Below are 15,900 nucleotides of genomic sequence, written 5' to 3' on the forward strand. Positions count from 1 at the left end.
GTTGATACCGTTGATGGCGTCGGCTGCGTGAGCGGCATAAGCTGCACTGGCGGCGTAAGCGGTGTAAGCACCGTTGGCGGTGTGGGCGGTGTGGGCGGTGTGGGCGGTGTGGGCGGTGCGGGCGGCGTTGTCGGCGTTGTCGGCGTTGTCGGTGTGGGCGGCGCAAGCGGTGCAAGCGGCGTCAGCGGCAGGAGCGGCATCGCGCTCCAGTCGTAGTCGCGAAACGCGCGCTCCAGCTTCCCCAGATCGGCGGCACGCGCGCTCGCGTGCATGCCGCGCAGATCCGGCACGTCGATCTCGACAGCCACACAGTTCGCGTAATCGCGTGCTCGCAAGTGCGCGGGAATCGTTGTGAAGAACGCGGTGGTCGGCACCCCGAAACCCGCCGCGACATGCAGCGCCGCAGAATCTGCCGTCACCAGACAGCGCGCGTGCCCGACCCACGCGAGGAAGGCCACTGTATCGACGGACAGCGGCGCGATATTGCGATAACGCGGATGATCGACGGCACCGAAGCCCAGCACGTCGAGGCCGGTTGCATGGGCGAGACGCTCGACGATGCTTGCATGCGCCGACGCGCTGATGCTCCGCACCGGCGTGCTCGCGCCCGGACAGAACAAGGCATAGGGCGGGTGCGCCAGCGCCGGCAGCGGCAGGTCCGCGAGCCAGCGATTGCACTTGTCGGCCGCGGCGACGCTCGTGGGCTCGAGCCCCAGCGCCCACAGGAAGAAATCGATCATCGGCAGCGCGGCGAACTGCGGCCAGAACAATTGATTGCCTGCATCGATCTTCAAGTCGGCTTCGGGAAGCGCCGCGAACGGCACAGGCAGCACGGCAAGCTCGCCGAACTGCGGCGCGGCCAGTTCATAGAGCCGCTGCACGTAACGCGGCGCGCGCGACGGTCGATAGATCGTGAAGCTCAGATGAGGATGGCGACGCTTGAGCGCGAACAGCGCCGTCAGCCCGATGATCGAATCGCCCAGCGTCACGCCGAACGCGTTGATCAGGTGAACCCGCCGCGCGTTCGCATAATCCGCCTGGAACGGCGCATGCCCCGCGTGCAGGATGCCGGGATATTCGCTCAATGGCCGATGCCCGGAAGCGTCGCCGCCCGCGATTTCGAGGTCATACGGCGCGACGATCATCCCCTCGCCCGACACCAGCGAGCCCGCGTGGGTCAGCGCCTGTACGTCGTCGAGCGTCGCCGTCATGCGTCGCCTCGCTGTGGTTCAGCGCCCCGCGTTGCGCTCGTTCGCGGCCTTCACGACCGGCACGCTCTGCAGCACCGGCAGCATCGTGGTCTGATACTCCGGCACCCACCGGCGCAGGTCGCGGCGCACCTCTTCGTCGGACAGCACGCGGTGCTGCATCAGCCACGGCAGCAACTCGTCGATGAAATCGTCCGGCACGCCCCGCGCCTGCGCAATGCGCAGCTTCGGATGCGGCGTGCGCGTGGTGGTTTCGTCGTCGGCGAGCAGTTCTTCGTAGAGCTTCTCGCCCGGCCGCAAGCCCGTGAACACAATGCGGATCTGCTCTTCCGAATAGCCGTACAGGCGGATCAGGTCGCGCGCGAGATCGACGATCTTCACCGGCTGGCCCATGTCGAGAATGAAGATCTCGCCGCCGCGCCCCATGCTCGACGCCTGCAGCACCAGCTGCGCCGCTTCGGGAATGGTCATGAAGAAGCGCGTGATCTCCGGATGCGTGACCGTGACCGGACCGCCCTTCGCAATCTGCTGCTGGAACTTCGGAATCACGCTGCCCGCGCTGCCGAGCACATTGCCGAAGCGCACCGTCTCGAACTGCGTGCGCGGCGCGGACTGCTGCAAGGCCTGGCACGCCATCTCGGCGAGACGCTTGGACGCGCCCATCACATTGGTCGGGTTGACGGCCTTGTCGGTGGAAATCAGCACGAAGTGGCGCACGTCATGGCGGATCGCCGAACGCGCCACCCGCAAGGTGCCGAGCACGTTGTTGCGCACCGCCTGCCACGCGTTCTGTTCTTCCATCAGCGGCACATGCTTGTAGGCCGCCGCGTGGAAGACGATGTGCGGCGTGAAGCGACCCATGGTCTGGTCGAGCAGCAGCGAATCCTTCGCGTCGCCCACCACCGGGATCACCGAGCACTCCGGAAACTTCTCGTGCAGTTCCTCGATGAGCCGGTACATCGCGTATTCGCTGAGGTCGTAGGCCACCAGCTGGGCGGGCGAGAAACGCAGGATCTGCCGGCACAGTTCCGAGCCGATCGAGCCGCCTGCGCCCGTCACCATCACGACGCGCCCATGCAGCAGGCGTTCGACGTGCGGCATGTCGATCTTCACCGGCTCGCGGCCCAGCAGGTCCTCGAGGTCGATCTGCCGCACGCGCGACAGGAAATTACCCTCGCCCGCCGTCAGCTGGCTGAGCGCGGGCAGCACCATCACCTTGACGCCGGCGCGCACGCACAGCGTGGCCACGCGCCGTTGCTCGTCGACGGAGGCCGACGGGATCGCGATGATCGCGTAATCGGTCTTGTACAGCTCCGCGAACTTCGGCAGGTCGCCGAACTTGCCGAGCACCTTATGGCCGAGGACTTCGCGGCCCTGCTTGGCCGGGTCGTCATCGAGCAGGCCGACGAGACGCCATTCGCTGGACCGTGCCAGCTCGCGCGCCAGCATCGCGCCGGCCGTGCCCGCGCCGAGCACGATCACGGGCTTGCCCTGCCCGACCAGCCCGCCGTACAGATAGAACTCCTTGCCCGCGCGATACAGCGCACGCGCGCCGCCCATGGTGAGGAACAGCAGCAGCGGGGAGACGATGAGAACGGAACGCGGGATGACGGGCAGCGGCTGCCACATCACGGCGCCGATCATCACGAGCAGCGCGCCCACCACGACCGACTTCGAGATGCGCATCAGGTCCGGCAGGCTCGCGAACACCCACATGCCGCGATACAGGCCGAAGACGCGAAACACCACGCCATAGAGCGGCAGCACCCAGATGAGCGCGTCAATCGCGTTCTCCCGGAACGTATGCGGCACGCTGCCGTTGAAGCGGATGACGTAGGCGGCAACCCAGGAACCGGCGACGGCAACCAGATCGAAGAAGAATGCCCCCGCCGATAGCCACGAAGCTTTGATTCGATTCATCAGCAGGACCTCAAGATTGTTCGGAACGGCGCGTTTCATGCCGCCGCCAACGCGCGTCGATGACCGCGCCCGCTGCCACAACCACGACTGCCCAGCCCGCAACTGCCAGCCACTGCATGGAGAGGGAAAAATGCAGCGCTGTATTGGCGAGAATTATGCCCGCCAGCATGAACAGATACCAGACAAGCGCCGTACGTGCATGTCCGAAACCCATACGCACCATACGCTGATAGTAATGCTCGCGATGCGCTTGCCAAAATCTTTCGCCGCGCGCGAGGCGCCGGATCAGCGTCACTGAAGCGTCGGCGATGAACGGCGCGAACACCAGCGCCGGGAACCAGATGGGCCACACGCCGTGCTGCCAGCCCCAGTAACCCAGCGCGCCCGCGAGAAACCCCAGCGAAATAGACCCGGCATCGCCGAGAAAAATCCGGGCCGGATGAAAATTCAGGGTCAGGAAGCCGGCGGCGGCGCCGGCAATGCCGATGCTCGCCAGACCCAGGCCGACCGCCGGCACAGGCGCGGGGCCGGCAAGTGCGGCCGCGGCGTACCCTGCGAAGCCGAACAGCGCCATGCCGCCGGCAAGGCCGTCCGAACCGTCCATGAAGTTGTAGAGATTGATCAGCCAGAGCATCAGGAAGGCGATCACCGCGAGCGCCCACCACGGCACGGTGGCCGGATGCCCGACGATCACCGCGATCACCGCGACGAAGTGCGCGGCAAAGCGCACACGCGCGGGCAGGCCGCGGCGGTCGTCGATGAGCGAGACGGCGGCGAGGAAGAGCATTGAGGCGGCGATGAGCCACATGGACGGCGCACAGACCAGCATTGCAGCGGCGCCCGCCGGCACGATACCCCAGCCGCCGACGCGTGGCGTGGGCCGCTCGTGCAGCGAGCGTTCGTTGGGAATATCGGTGGCGAGGCGCCAGGCGAGGCCGGTGCGCAGCAGCGTCTGGAGAATCAGCACGCACGCGACGAAAGCCAGCACCGCGACGATGATCGCGGTCAAGACAGGCGAGTTGTCAGGAAACGAAAGCGGCATGCGGGGTTATTGGATGATCCAGGCGAAGAACGCGCTCCGGAGGGCGAGTTTCGCTTGGCAAAACCCCAAAGGATACGCGATTGTCCGACGGCTCCGTTTTTTTAAATCAGACCAATAGCGTTACCCCGTGCGGCTTCCTTGCTGCGCCTGACGCGCGCAGGCTAACGGCGCTCCGAGCGATACCACGCAGCCGTCACGGCCAGCCCCTGATCGAGCGTCTGCGGCGCACGCCAGCCCAGCGCCTCGCGAATCCGGCTGGAATCCACCCGCAAGCTGTTCGTCAGGCGTTCGACCTGCGCGGTCTTGCCCACCAGCCGCGCCATGCCGCGCAGCCAGCCGGCCGGCACCGGGACCAGCCGTGCCGGCCGGCCCAGATGCACGCCCAGCCGGCGCACGAGTTCCGCGACGCCCGGGTCTTCGCCGTCCGTCACATGGAACACGTGGCCCGCGGCGGCAGGATGCAGTGCGCATTCGACCGTCGCGCTCGCCAGGTTGTCCACCGAAACGAGGCTGCGGCGGGCGTCGATCGCGCCCAGTGGCAGCGGCACGCCGCGCGCGACAGCGTTCATCATTGCAAGAAAATTCGCGCGTACGCCGGGACCGTAGACCAGCGGCGGGCGCACCACCACCACCTCCATCCCCGTGCGACTGCCGAATTCGAGCAGCCGGACCTCGGCTTCTGCCTTCGAGACGCCGTACGCGTCCGGCGGACGGCGCTCGTCGTCTTCGGTGAAGGGGCGGCCCAGGTCGTGCTCCCCCAGCGCCTTGATGCTGCTCATCAGCACGAAGCGGGTCGCGCCCGCGCGGCGCGCGGCCTCGGCGGCGCCGAGCGCGCCCGTCACGTTGACCGCCCGGTAGGCTTCGAGCACGGCCTCGGCTTGCGCCGCGGCCTCGCCCATCACATGCACGCGGGCAGCAAGATGGATCACCGCGCTGCATCCCGCGAACGATTCGGGACTGAGCGCGTCGAGCCCTTCGACGACACGCGTCTCGACGCCCGGCCCGCACTGCGCGCCAGGGCGCACGAGCCCTGTCGCCGCGATGCCGCGTTCGAGCATCGCGCGGCTCACCGCCCGGCCGACGAAACCGTTCGCGCCCGTCACCGCGATGCGTTGGCCCGGCGCGCTCATAGCCACTTCCAGCCGAAGCGGTTGAAGAAGCGGAACGCCGACGTGACGAACAGCTTCACATGCGTCGAACCCTTGCGTGCCGCGCCGCCGCCGTGATGCAGGATGCGCACCGACGGCACATACACGACACGGGCGAAGTCACGCGTGCGCAGGCTCAGGTCGTAGTCCTCGAAGTAGAGGAAATAGCGCGGATCGAAACCGCCGAGCGACTTGAGCAGATCGGTCCTGAAGAGCATGAAACACCCGCTCACGATGGGCGGATCCCATACGACATCCCGCTCGCCGATGACATCACGCATTTCATAGCGCGCCAGGCGTTGCGCGAAAAACTTGCGCAGCGACGCGGGCAGGAAGCCGCGCGCGAACAAATCGAGAACGGTCGGATAGCGGCGGCACAGGAACTGCTGCGCACCGTCGTCCCCGCCGATCCACGGCGCGAGCAGTCCCGCGCCGGGCTCGGCCTTCAGAAAGGCGAGCGCGCGGCGCAGGCCGTCGGCGTTCAGCTCGACATCGGGATTGAGGATCAGATGAAAGCGGCTGTGGGTCCGCTCGATCGCGAGATTGTGGCCACGCCCGTAGCCGACGTTGCCGTGCCCCCGGATCACGATGGTCTCGACGCCTTCGTTCACGGGCGCCGGCAGATCGGCGAACTCGTCGGGATTGCCGTTGTCGATCAGGTAGAGCCGCGTGTGTCCCGCCACGTCATGCAGTTCGGCCAGCGCGGCGTCGAGTGTCTCGACGGTGCGCGCGAGCAGCGCCGCATCCGGCCGGTAGACCACGATGGAAATGCTGAGCGGACAGGCAGCGTCGGGCTGGACGGGCCGGGCGGTGGTGCGGCCTTGCGGTGGAATCGCGTTCATCGGGCAAGGAGAAGTGTCCGCGCCACGAAAGGAATACGGACCGCGTCATGAAGTGGAAACCGCACCGATTGTGCTCAAAGTCACCCTTTTCGGCAACCGCATGACAATTCGGAAAAGCCGCGGCCAGCAAGATTTGTAAAATTACGTGCTTGCGTTTGTGCTAAATTCCGCCCACTTGCAGTGACCATGCCCTATCCGAATCGGCCCCTGCTTTTGCTTCGGCTCCAACCGGATCCTCGCAGTGGGCTTACCCTGATCACCTTATCGTGAACTGAATGAGCAAGCCCATCGTCGTCGATCTCGACGGTACGCTGATTCGCTCCGACATTCTCGTCGAGAGCGGTTTCGCCTTCCTGAGAGCGTTTCCGCAGAAGTTCTTCCGTCCGCTGCAATGGCTCGCGAGCGGCGGCAAGCCCGCGCTCAAGGCGCGTCTCGCGGAGCACGTGTCGATCGACGTGACCACCCTGCCCTACAACCTCCAGGTCATCGGCTGGCTGAAGGAGATGCGCGCGGCGGGCCGCGACCTCGTGCTGGCCACGGCGAGCCACGAGTCGTTCGCGCAGCGCATCGCCGAGCATCTCGGCCTCTTCGACCGCGTCTTCGCCAGCGACGAGCGCGTCAATCTCTCGTCGCATCGCAAGCGTGAGCGGCTCGTCGCCGAATACGGCGAGAAAGGCTTCGACTACGTCGGCAATTCGCACGACGACATCGCCGTCTGGCAATCGGCCGACCGCGCCTATGTCGTCAATCCGCATGCGGGCGTGATGCGCGCGGCGAATCGCGGCGCCAACGTCGAGCAGGTGTTCGAGAACCGTCCGCCGCAACTCAAGGTCTGGGCCAAGGCACTGCGCGTGCACCAGTGGCTCAAGAACCTGCTGATCCTCGTACCGCTGCTCGCCGGGCATCATCTCGGCAACCTGCCGCTGCTCGGGCAGGCCGTGCTCGCGTTCGTCGCGTTCGGCCTGTGCGCGTCGAGCGTCTACCTGCTGAACGACCTGCTCGATCTCGAAGACGACCGCCATCATCCGGTCAAGCGCAGGCGGCCGCTCGCCGCCGGCACCCTGCCGCTGCTGTGGGGCATGGCCTTGTGTCCGGTGCTGCTCGCCCTCGCGTTCGGCATCGCCGCGGTATTCCTGCCGTGGCGCTTCAACGCGGTGCTGCTCGGCTATTACGTGCTGACGCTCGCGTACTCGCTCGTGCTCAAGCGGCACGTAATGATCGACGTGGTCACGCTGGCCGCGCTCTACACGACGCGTATCATCGCGGGGGCGGCTGCGATCAGCGTGCATCTGACCTTCTGGCTGCTCGCCTTCTCGATGTTCTTCTTCCTGAGCCTCGCGTTCGTGAAGCGTTACGCCGAACTGCACGCGATGGTGCAGGCCGGCCGCGAAAAAACCCGCGGACGCGGCTATCTGTCCGACGACCTCTCGATGGTATCGTCGCTCGGCACGGCATCGGGCTACATCTCGGTGCTGGTGCTCGCCATGTACATCCAGGACGGGGGCACGACGATGCTGTACCGGCATCCGCAATACATCTGGCTTGCGTGCCCGGTCATGCTCTACTGGATCAGCCGCACCTGGATCATCACGCATCGCGGCGGCATGAACGACGACCCCATCGTGTTCGCCGCGCGCGACCGCATCAGCCTGCTGGTGGTCGCGCTGTGCGGCCTGGCCTTCTGGCTCGCGACCTGACCGATGAGCGAACTGCTTTCCTGGGGCCGCTACCCTCGTCTGCCGCAGACGCCGCACGCCGCCCACTGGCGCGATCAGGCACACGCGCAGTGGCGCGGCGTGCAAGAGACGCACGGCACGACGCTCGCCTTCGGCAACGGCCGCAGCTATGGCGATGTCTGCCTCGCCAGTTCCGATCACGTGTTCCAGACGCTCGCGCTCGACCGCATCATCTCGGCCGACTGGACGCGCGGCATCGTGCGCGCCGAGCCCGGGATCACCTTCGAGCAGATCCTCGACGTCGCCGTGCCGCGCGGCTGGATGCTGCCGGTCACGCCGGGCACGAAGTACGTGACGCTGGGCGGCGCCATCGCCAATGACGTGCATGGCAAGAACCATCATGTGCGCGGCACCTTCGGCCGCCACGTGCGCGCGTTCGGCCTCGCGCGCAGCGACGGCACGGTGCTCGAATGCTCGCCGGACACGAACCCCGAGTGGTTCAAGACGACCATCGGCGGCCTCGGGCTCACCGGGCTCATCCTGTGGGCCGAATTCGCGCTGATGCCCATTCGCACGAGCCTGATCGACGTGACGAGCATCCGCTTCGGCAAGCTCGACGAGTTTTTCGAGCTCTCGGAAGAGTACGACGCGAAGCACGAATACTGCGTCGCCTGGGTGGATTGCGCGAGCCGCGGCGCCTCGCTCGGACGCGGCCTCTTCATGGCGGGCGATCACGCGATCCACGGCTCGCTCGACGTCGAAGCACGCCGCAAGCGCAGCGTGCCGTTCACGCCGCCCGTGTCGCTCATCAACGGCCTCACCCTGCGCGCATTCAACGAGCTGTATTACCGCAAGCAGCGCAAGCCGGTCGAGCTGTCGCGCGTCGGCTACGACGGCTACTTCTATCCGCTCGACAGCCTGCTCGAATGGAACCGCATTTACGGACCCTCGGGCTTCCAGCAGTACCAGTGCGTCGTGCCGGCCGCGACCGCACGCGATGCGGTGCGCGCGATGCTGGACCGCATCTCGTCGAGCGGGACCGGCTCGTTCCTCGCGGTGCTCAAGCGCTGCGGCGACATTGCGTCGCCCGGACTGCTGTCCTTTCCGATGGAAGGCACCTCGCTCGCACTCGACTTCCCCCAGCACGATGCGCGCAACGCGCAGCTGTTCGCCGCGCTCGACACCCTCGTGCGCGAAGCGGGCGGACGCATCTATCCGGCGAAGGACGCACACATGTCCGCCGCCGATTTCCGCGCCGCTTATCCTCAATGGCAGCAGCTCGAATCGCTTCGCGATCCCGCGATGCTGTCGCACTTCTGGAAACGAATGATCGCCTCATGAAGAACATCGTCATCGTAGGCGCCACGTCCGCCATTGCCCTTGCCTGTGCCCGCGAATGGGCCGCCAAGGGCGCGCGCTTCTTCCTCGTGGCGCGCAATCAGGACCGCATGGAGCAGGTTGCCGCCGATCTCACGGCGCGCGGCGCGGCGTCCGCAGCGGTGTACCGGCTCGACCTCGACACGCTCGACGAGCACGCCGCGATGCTCGCCGCCTGCGCCGCGCAGATGGATTCCATCGATATCGTGCTGGTCGCCTCCGGCACCCTGCCCGACCAGGCCGCGTGCCAGAACGACCCGGCGGTGGCCGTGCGCGAGTTCCACACCAATGCGCTCTCGCTGATCGCGCTGCTCACGCCGCTCGCCAACCGGCTCGAGGCGCAGCGGCACGGCGTGCTTGCGGTGATTTCATCAGTGGCGGGCGATCGCGGGCGGCCGTCGAATTATCTGTATGGCAGCGCCAAGGCCGCGCTCCAGGCCTTCCTCGAAGGGCTGCGCGCGCGTCTCTTCAAGGTCGGCGTGCATGTGCTGGACATCAAGCCGGGCTTCGTCGCCACGCCGATGACCGAAGGGCTGCCTTTGCCCGGTCCGCTGGTCGCGACGCCGGAGAAGGTCGCGAAGGACATCGTGCGCGCGGTCGAGCGCAAGAAGGACGTGCTTTATACGCCGTGGTTCTGGTGGGGCATCATGCTGATCATCCGCAACGTGCCGCGCTTCCTGTTCAAGCGCGCGTCGCTCTGACGCGACGCTGCGACGCCGGGGCGACGAGCATCAGTCGCGGCCGGCCAGCGCGGCCTGCTCGCCGCCGAAGCTGCGGAACACGTAGCGCTTGTCGAGCCGGTACTTGATCACATAGCCGATCGCCAGCCCGATGCACGCGCCCACGTAACGCATCGTGGCCGTCCCGAAGACATGCTCGAACGCGAATTCGACACCCCAGAAAATCGCGGTGGTGACGAGGCCCATCGTGACGTAGAGCGTGAACATGGTCGCGTCGTGGCGAGCGTTCTCCGCCTTGAAGCGGAAGATCCATTTCTTGTCGAGCACGTACTTCACGACCAGCCCGACGCCCGTGCCCACGAGCACCGACAGCACGATATGCCACGGACCGCCGTAGACGCGCGTCGTGAGATCCTGCGCGCCGATGTTGGCGAGCGTCGCGATGGCGGCGAAGAACGAATAGAGCAACACGAGCTGCATGTTTCAACACCAGGTTGAGTGAGTCGACGGTCCCGGCAGCGCTTCGGCGTCTCCGGTGTGGAACGTTCGTCGTTTCATGGAAAAAAGCCTGAACCCGGACACGAAAGAAACGATCCGGGAACCGGGCGACTATACCTCTTCAGGAATTCGCCCAAGGCAGTTGCCTGCCGTGACGTGCGATCTCACCAGGCAGCAACGCGGCTTATTCCTTGACGGCTGGCTCGGTGACAGCATTCCGCGCTGAAGAAGCGGCACCCTCCGTCTCCAGACGGACGTAGCGCAGCCTCACCGAACGCTGACGATTGTCCGAATCGATCTGCGGGATGTAAGGCACATGCTGATCCGCTCGCAGGTCGATCTCGAATGGCTTGCTCTCGTCTGAACCTGGACAGTCCAGCGAGAGCACAAGCGTATGAACACCGCTCTCGGCGAGCTCGATTTTCCGGTCGAGACAGCCGGTGCTCGAGATCTCCAGCATCAGACTGCCCGACTTCGAGGCCTTGAACAATTCATTCGGCACCTCGAGCCCAATCCGCACGGTGTCCTCGTGCTTGCGTGCGAGCAAGATCGCGGCACGCGGCGACATCCATGCATCGCGGTCCGCTTCGCGCTGATAGATGCCGCGGCGCGCAGCGTAATCGGCGCGCGAGAAATCGAGACTGCTGGACAGCTTCGCCACGTTCTCATCGTTCGGCGTGAAGGGATCGTACGGCCGCACGGACGTCAGCCGGTAAATCGATCCGCCATCCGATTTCATCACCGGAACATAGGACGAACGCTGCAGCAATTCCTGGATGGCCGAGGCGTCGATGCTCTGCGAGTACATGTCCGTCACGAAATACTTGTCCGGCGCGGCGTTGATCCTGTCGATCGGCCAATGCGCGAGATTCATGAAATGCCGTCCGGAGAACAGCGCGATGACGGGCGATTGCCACCAGGCCGTGCCGAACAAGGTCGCCCCGGCCGGCAAGGCCTTCACATCTTGCGCGACCCGCAACATCTCGAGCGCATAGCCCGGCGGACGCGGCGGGTTCGACACGAACTCGCCGGAGCGCATGAGCCTGAATTGGCCGAACACCGCGACGGCGAGCAACGGCACGGCCAGCGCGGTCATCAGCTTTGGACGCGTTGTCCGGCTGGCGATCCATCCGGCGACGCGGACATAGACCACCATGAGCACGGCGGCCAGCAGACACTGCAGCAAGAGCAGCCCGGCGATGATGCGGCGCAGCCAGAGAAAGGCCTCGGGCGTGATGAAAATCCACCAGAAGAAGTAGAGGCCGCACACGATCGACAGCAAGCCGATGCCGAGACGCAAGCGCCCGGGCGTCGAACGCTTGATCGCGAAGATCAGACCGAGACCCACCGGCGCGGCGATCAACAAGGCAAGCGCGGCCGTCGGCACGCCCGTCATGTTCGAGAGCGCCTTCAGGTGATTCAGTCCGGTGACGATCCGGCCATGCTGCATGCCCATCGGCCTGGCGCCGGACTGCGCACGAATTTGCGCGAGCTGATAGTGCCACCAGTCGACATAGTTGTGCAGGTTGCCCAGCTGGACGTAGCGGAACAACTCCCAGAGCACGACCGGCAGGGCGAAGCCCGCTGCGAGCCGGAACAGCCGGGCCCAGCGGCGCGGCCGGGCAAGGATCATGCAGCCCAGCACCAGAACGGCGGGCGCGATGCACACGAGCGCCACGACCTTGGTGAGATACGACACGCCGAACAGCATCCCCGCGACGAAGAGACGCCGGTCGCTCATGCCCTCGGCCTCTCTCGGCAGCAACACGATCAATCCGCCGATGAACCATACGAGCATGGGAATCTCGCCATAGCCGTTCATCGAGAACTCGGCGAAGCCCGGGGTCATCACGCACGCCATGACGGCGAACAGCGCGAGCCAGAGCGGCACGTCGAGCCGCCGCAACAGCGTGACAACGACGACGACGAGCGCAAACACATAGGCCAGATTCACGACTTGCGTCGTGAACGGCGTCACGCCGCCGATCCAGAAGGCAAGCGCCGCGGGCAGGATGAACGGCCCGTCGGTCTGCGCGGGGAAGGAGAAGAAGCGGTCGTAGAAGAAGCCGTAACCGGTACCGTGCAGGAGGGACCGCGCGGTGTTGAGATTCATCGCACCGTCGAAGCTGGGGGGCGCAACAAGCGCGTACTGCCACAGGAGCACAAGCATCCAGACGATGATCGCGGCGAACGCCGCGCTTGCCAGCGCAGCGGCAAATCGAAGTCCTGACGGGAGACGTGATGTCATCGGTTGTAGTCTAAGAGTTGGGTCTCGTTGCATACATGCGGACGCGAGCGTCAGGCGCCGATCGACTGGCGGCGTATCACCGGCATCAAGCGGGCAGTCCGCTCAGTTCTGCGGGTTCGGGTCGCGCTTGGGCCGTCGAAACACCCAGAACTTCGCCACGGTGTAATTGACCAGCAGACCGGCAATCGAACCGACGCCCACCGCGATCAGCGGCAGAAGATGCGAGTAGGGGAACGCGGCCATCACGACCCGGTAGCAGACGAGATTCACCAATCCCCCGCCGGACATCGCGACGAGGTAGCTTACCCACTCGCGCAGCACACTTCGATGTGTGCCAGGAGAAAACGTGATGCGCCGGTTGATGATCCAGGTTGTGGTCGCGGCACAGAGAAAGGACACGATGCGTCCCGACATGAAGCCCATGTGAAGCCAGAGCATCACGTACAACACGCCGCTGTCGACCAGAAAGCCGATCACCCCGACGACGCCAAAGCGAAGAAACTGACCCATTACCGGGCGCTCGTCGTGGTGGGACCCGGTATGGCCAGGTAGGCGAAACGCTTGGCCTCGAGCCGCCCCTTGGTGACCGTGTCGAGCACGAGTCCGCACACCAGAAACAGGAAGCCGAGCAAGGCGAGCGCCGCGCACAGCAAGGCGGTGGGCAGACGCGGCACGAGGCCGGTGGCGAAATACGTCTCGAAGACAGGCACTGCCAGAATGATCGACAGCAACACACTCAGCGCGAAGCAGATGCCGAAAAAAGCCAGCGGACGCTCGAGCTTGAACAGCCGAAGAATCGTCATCAGGATGCGGAAACCGTCGCGATAGGTGTTCAGCTTGCTTTCCGAGCCCTCTGGCCGGCTGCCGTAGAACGTATCGATCTCTACGACCGGCATGCGAAGTTCCAGCGCATGCACAGCCAGTTCCGTCTCGGTCTCGAACCCTTTGGCATGCGCCGAGAACGACTTCACGTAGCGCCGCGAGAACACCCGGTAGCCGGACAGCATGTCGCGGAAAGTGCGGCCGAAGATCGCCGCGGCGAAGCCGGTCAGCATCACATTGCCGAAGCGGTGACCCGGCCGGTACGCAGCGGTCTCGTCAGTCACGCGGCATCCGACCACCATGTCCAGCCCATCGCTGACGAGCGCCTCGATCAGCCTGGGGGCAACGCTCGCGTCGTAGGTGTCGTCGCCGTCGACCATGACATACACGTCGGCCTCCACGTCGGCGAACATTCGGCGGATGACATTGCCCTTGCCCTGCAAGTTGACCTTGCGCACCTGTGCGCCCGCGCGCAGCGCCGTCTCAGCGGTGCCGTCCGTCGAATTGTTATCGAAGACGTAGATGTCGGCGTAAGGAAGCGACTGTCGAAAATCGGCAACCACCTTCCCAATTGACTTTTCCTCGTTATAGCAAGGAACGATAACCGCGATCCTGTTGCTCAATTCGTTCCTCCGGGTCTGTCTGATTTTCGCGCTTCATGTCACGCCTTCCAAGGGCCGGCCCACGATGCCCCCGGAGCGTTCCCGGTGGACGAGAAGCGGTGTCATGCCGCCTTTCAAGGGAACATGAGTGATGCCGCGGAAGCCCGTGGCATTGCGATTCCGGAGGCACGCCATAGTGCCGCGCCCTATTCATCCGGCGAATTCGCTAACACGAATGCGAAGAGAACAACCCGCCATACTAATATAAAACTGTAAGGTAGTTGATTCGAAAGCTTTTCATTTCGTAACGAAATATTTCGGAAACTTCCTAACGCTGTTTAAACGCTCTATTAACGTTAGGATTTATGATGATAACCATGCTAGCCAAGCAAAGAATGCCATGACGAGGTCAACTCATCCCGCTAATTGCGCCCCGTACAGCGCTTCCAGCATCACGACGCGTCCTGGATGCGTTTTCTGGCTGACAGGCTTGTCGGGGGCGGGAAAGTCCACCCTCGCCTATGGCGCGAGTCGCACGCTTGCAGAAAGAGGTTTCCGCACCATTGTGCTCGACGGCGACGTGCTGCGAAGCGGCCTGAATCGCGACCTCGGCTTCTCCGCCGAAGCCCGCGACGAGAGCGTGCGGCGCGCAGCCGAGGTCGCCGCATTGTGTGCGAGCGCTTCCATCGTCGTATTCGTTTCCCTTGTCTCGCCTTTTGAAGCGGGTCGCGCACGCGCGCGCGAGATCATCGGCGAAAGGTTTCACGAGGTCTATGTCGAGGCCAACTATGAGACCTGCCAGCAAAGGGACGTAAAAGGCTTTTACAAGCTCGCCGAAGCCGGTCAGATCAAGGATTTCACGGGCTTGACGTCGCCTTATGAAATTCCGCTCAGGCCGGATTTGGTCGTCAACACCATGGCTTGCGATGCGCGCCATTGCGTCGACCAATTGAGCGCTTATGCGCTCAGACATAGCGACGAATATCAGAACGAAAAATAGCCATAGGAAAACACCGATGCGCTCCGTGATCATTCACTATCACCTGTTCAAAAACGCCGGTTCGACCATCGACGGAATTCTGAGTCGACATTTCTCCGACGCGGAACATGGCCATATCGAGGGCGAGCACCCCTGGTCAACCGTGAGTCCGAGCGATCTGCTGGCGTTCGTGACGGCCCATGGCGAGCTTCGCGCGGTGTCGAGTCATCAGGCGCGCCTGCCGCTGCCGCAAGACCGCGGTATCAACTTTCTTCCTATCCTGTTCCTGCGGCATCCGCTGGACCGCTTTGCGTCGGTGTATGAGTTCGAGCGCCGGCAGTCCGTGGACAGCACGAGTCCGAGCGTGGCCATTGCGCGAAGCGGCGGACTGCGCGAATTCGCGGAGTGGACCGTCAGCCGCGACGCCACCGCTGTCTGCCGCAATTTCCAGGTCATCCATCTGGCCGGCTTACAAGGCGATATGCGCCATGCGCGCGCAACGCACGACGATTACATTCGAGCGCTGTGCGTATTGGCAGGGCTGCCGTTCTTCGGGCTGGTGGAAGCTTTCGACGAATCGCTGGCTATCATGCGAACGGCACTCAAGCCGGTCATTTCAGAACTGCAAAGCCAATTCGTCATCGAGAACTCCTCACCCCGCAGAAGCGGAAGTCTCGAGGAGCGTGTCGCGAAGATTGAAAATGAACTTGGCACGCCGCTATTCCGTGAATTGACGGAAGTCAACGCGCTCGACATGCTGCTTTATGAAACCGCTCGACGCAAGTTTCGCACGCTGGTCAGCCAATTCTCCGCAAATACGACAGGTGAACTGGCCGCGTAAGGCGATGCAATGGCGCG

Annotated in this window: 13 protein-coding genes and 1 pseudogene; 5 read left to right on the forward strand and 9 right to left on the reverse strand. The window is 64.5% G+C overall.

The features are described 5' to 3' along the window. Window positions 1–176 precede the first annotated feature (176 nt). The 5 genes and pseudogenes from QCE88_RS13380 to QCE88_RS13400 all read right to left on the reverse strand — a co-directional run. A pseudogene (locus QCE88_RS13380) lies at window positions 177–1,211 on the reverse strand (ADP-heptose--LPS heptosyltransferase); the annotation flags it as partial. Window positions 1,212–1,229: 18 nt separating this feature from the next. Beyond that, a complete protein-coding gene (locus QCE88_RS13385) occupies window positions 1,230–3,128 on the reverse strand; it encodes a nucleoside-diphosphate sugar epimerase/dehydratase (RefSeq protein ID WP_309902568.1) in 1,899 nt (632 codons plus the stop codon). A 10-nt stretch (window positions 3,129–3,138) separates the two neighbouring features. Next, window positions 3,139–4,170, reverse strand: a complete 1,032-nt coding sequence (locus QCE88_RS13390) for a glycosyltransferase family 4 protein (protein WP_309902570.1) — start codon at window positions 4,168–4,170, stop codon at window positions 3,139–3,141. A 161-nt stretch (window positions 4,171–4,331) separates the two neighbouring features. Beyond that, window positions 4,332–5,300, reverse strand: a complete 969-nt coding sequence (locus QCE88_RS13395; protein WP_309902572.1) for an NAD-dependent epimerase/dehydratase family protein — start codon at window positions 5,298–5,300, stop codon at window positions 4,332–4,334. Next, window positions 5,297–6,160: a glycosyltransferase family 2 protein gene (locus QCE88_RS13400; RefSeq protein ID WP_309902574.1), complete on the reverse strand. Its 864-nt coding sequence runs from the start codon at window positions 6,158–6,160 to the stop codon at window positions 5,297–5,299. Before QCE88_RS13400 ends, QCE88_RS13395 begins: the two co-directional genes overlap by 4 nt. A gap of 275 nt (window positions 6,161–6,435) precedes the next feature. Between QCE88_RS13400 and QCE88_RS13405 the strand changes: the two genes are divergently transcribed. Genes QCE88_RS13405 through QCE88_RS13415 form a run of 3 tightly spaced genes read left to right on the forward strand, consistent with a single transcriptional unit; the run spans window position 6,436 to window position 9,914 of the window. Beyond that, the gene (locus QCE88_RS13405; protein WP_309902576.1) at window positions 6,436–7,857 is read left to right on the forward strand and encodes a UbiA family prenyltransferase; all 1,422 of its coding nucleotides are present in this window, start codon (window positions 6,436–6,438) and stop codon (window positions 7,855–7,857) included. Window positions 7,858–7,860: 3 nt separating this feature from the next. After that, window positions 7,861–9,177: an FAD-binding oxidoreductase gene (locus tag QCE88_RS13410; protein ID WP_309902578.1), complete on the forward strand. Its 1,317-nt coding sequence runs from the start codon at window positions 7,861–7,863 to the stop codon at window positions 9,175–9,177. Next, window positions 9,174–9,914 (forward strand): SDR family oxidoreductase, encoded by a 741-nt coding sequence (locus QCE88_RS13415; protein ID WP_309902579.1) that lies wholly within the window; start codon window positions 9,174–9,176, stop codon window positions 9,912–9,914. Before QCE88_RS13410 ends, QCE88_RS13415 begins: the two co-directional genes overlap by 4 nt. A 30-nt stretch (window positions 9,915–9,944) precedes the next feature. On the opposite strand, the gene QCE88_RS13420 is transcribed toward QCE88_RS13415, so the two are convergent. The 4 genes from QCE88_RS13420 to QCE88_RS13435 all read right to left on the reverse strand — a co-directional run bounded on the left by QCE88_RS13420 (window position 9,945) and on the right by QCE88_RS13435 (window position 14,084). Beyond that, entirely contained in the window at window positions 9,945–10,373 is a 429-nt protein-coding gene (locus QCE88_RS13420) for a GtrA family protein (protein WP_309902582.1), read from the reverse strand. A gap of 202 nt (window positions 10,374–10,575) precedes the next feature. Next, entirely contained in the window at window positions 10,576–12,639 is a 2,064-nt protein-coding gene (locus QCE88_RS13425) for a hypothetical protein (RefSeq protein WP_309902584.1), read from the reverse strand. Window positions 12,640–12,741: 102 nt separating this feature from the next. Next, on the reverse strand, window positions 12,742–13,149 hold the full coding sequence (locus QCE88_RS13430) for a GtrA family protein (protein ID WP_309902586.1): 408 nt from the start codon (window positions 13,147–13,149) through the stop codon (window positions 12,742–12,744). Further along, on the reverse strand, window positions 13,149–14,084 hold the full coding sequence (locus QCE88_RS13435) for a glycosyltransferase family 2 protein (RefSeq protein WP_309902588.1): 936 nt from the start codon (window positions 14,082–14,084) through the stop codon (window positions 13,149–13,151). Before QCE88_RS13435 ends, QCE88_RS13430 begins: the two co-directional genes overlap by 1 nt. Window positions 14,085–14,463: 379 nt before the next feature. Here QCE88_RS13435 and cysC point away from each other — a divergent pair, with 379 nt between their 5' ends. Together cysC and QCE88_RS13445 are read left to right on the forward strand one after the other, a co-directional pair. Then, a complete protein-coding gene (gene cysC / locus QCE88_RS13440) occupies window positions 14,464–15,063 on the forward strand; it encodes an adenylyl-sulfate kinase (RefSeq protein WP_309902591.1) in 600 nt (199 codons plus the stop codon). A 16-nt stretch (window positions 15,064–15,079) separates the two neighbouring features. Beyond that, window positions 15,080–15,883: a sulfotransferase family 2 domain-containing protein gene (locus tag QCE88_RS13445; RefSeq protein WP_309902593.1), complete on the forward strand. Its 804-nt coding sequence runs from the start codon at window positions 15,080–15,082 to the stop codon at window positions 15,881–15,883. Window positions 15,884–15,900 lie beyond the last annotated feature (17 nt).

Source organism: Caballeronia sp. LZ035, from assembly GCF_031451175.1.
Classification (GTDB): Bacteria; Pseudomonadota; Gammaproteobacteria; order Burkholderiales; family Burkholderiaceae; genus Caballeronia.

Coding starts and splice junctions, on each gene's coding strand:
- QCE88_RS13430 (WP_309902586.1), bottom strand. CDS start 13,149: ATGGGTCAGTTTCTTCGCTTTGGCGTCGTCGGGGTGATCGGCTTTCTG.
- QCE88_RS13395 (WP_309902572.1), bottom strand. CDS start 5,300: ATGAGCGCGCCGGGCCAACGCATCGCGGTGACGGGCGCGAACGGTTTC.
- QCE88_RS13385 (WP_309902568.1), bottom strand. CDS start 3,128: ATGAATCGAATCAAAGCTTCGTGGCTATCGGCGGGGGCATTCTTCTTC.
- QCE88_RS13400 (WP_309902574.1), bottom strand. CDS start 6,160: ATGAACGCGATTCCACCGCAAGGCCGCACCACCGCCCGGCCCGTCCAG.
- QCE88_RS13390 (WP_309902570.1), bottom strand. CDS start 4,170: ATGCCGCTTTCGTTTCCTGACAACTCGCCTGTCTTGACCGCGATCATC.
- QCE88_RS13415 (WP_309902579.1), top strand. CDS start 9,174: ATGAAGAACATCGTCATCGTAGGCGCCACGTCCGCCATTGCCCTTGCC.
- QCE88_RS13420 (WP_309902582.1), bottom strand. CDS start 10,373: ATGCAGCTCGTGTTGCTCTATTCGTTCTTCGCCGCCATCGCGACGCTC.
- QCE88_RS13445 (WP_309902593.1), top strand. CDS start 15,080: ATGCGCTCCGTGATCATTCACTATCACCTGTTCAAAAACGCCGGTTCG.
- QCE88_RS13410 (WP_309902578.1), top strand. CDS start 7,861: ATGAGCGAACTGCTTTCCTGGGGCCGCTACCCTCGTCTGCCGCAGACG.
- cysC (WP_309902591.1), top strand. CDS start 14,464: ATGACGAGGTCAACTCATCCCGCTAATTGCGCCCCGTACAGCGCTTCC.
- QCE88_RS13425 (WP_309902584.1), bottom strand. CDS start 12,639: ATGACATCACGTCTCCCGTCAGGACTTCGATTTGCCGCTGCGCTGGCA.
- QCE88_RS13405 (WP_309902576.1), top strand. CDS start 6,436: ATGAGCAAGCCCATCGTCGTCGATCTCGACGGTACGCTGATTCGCTCC.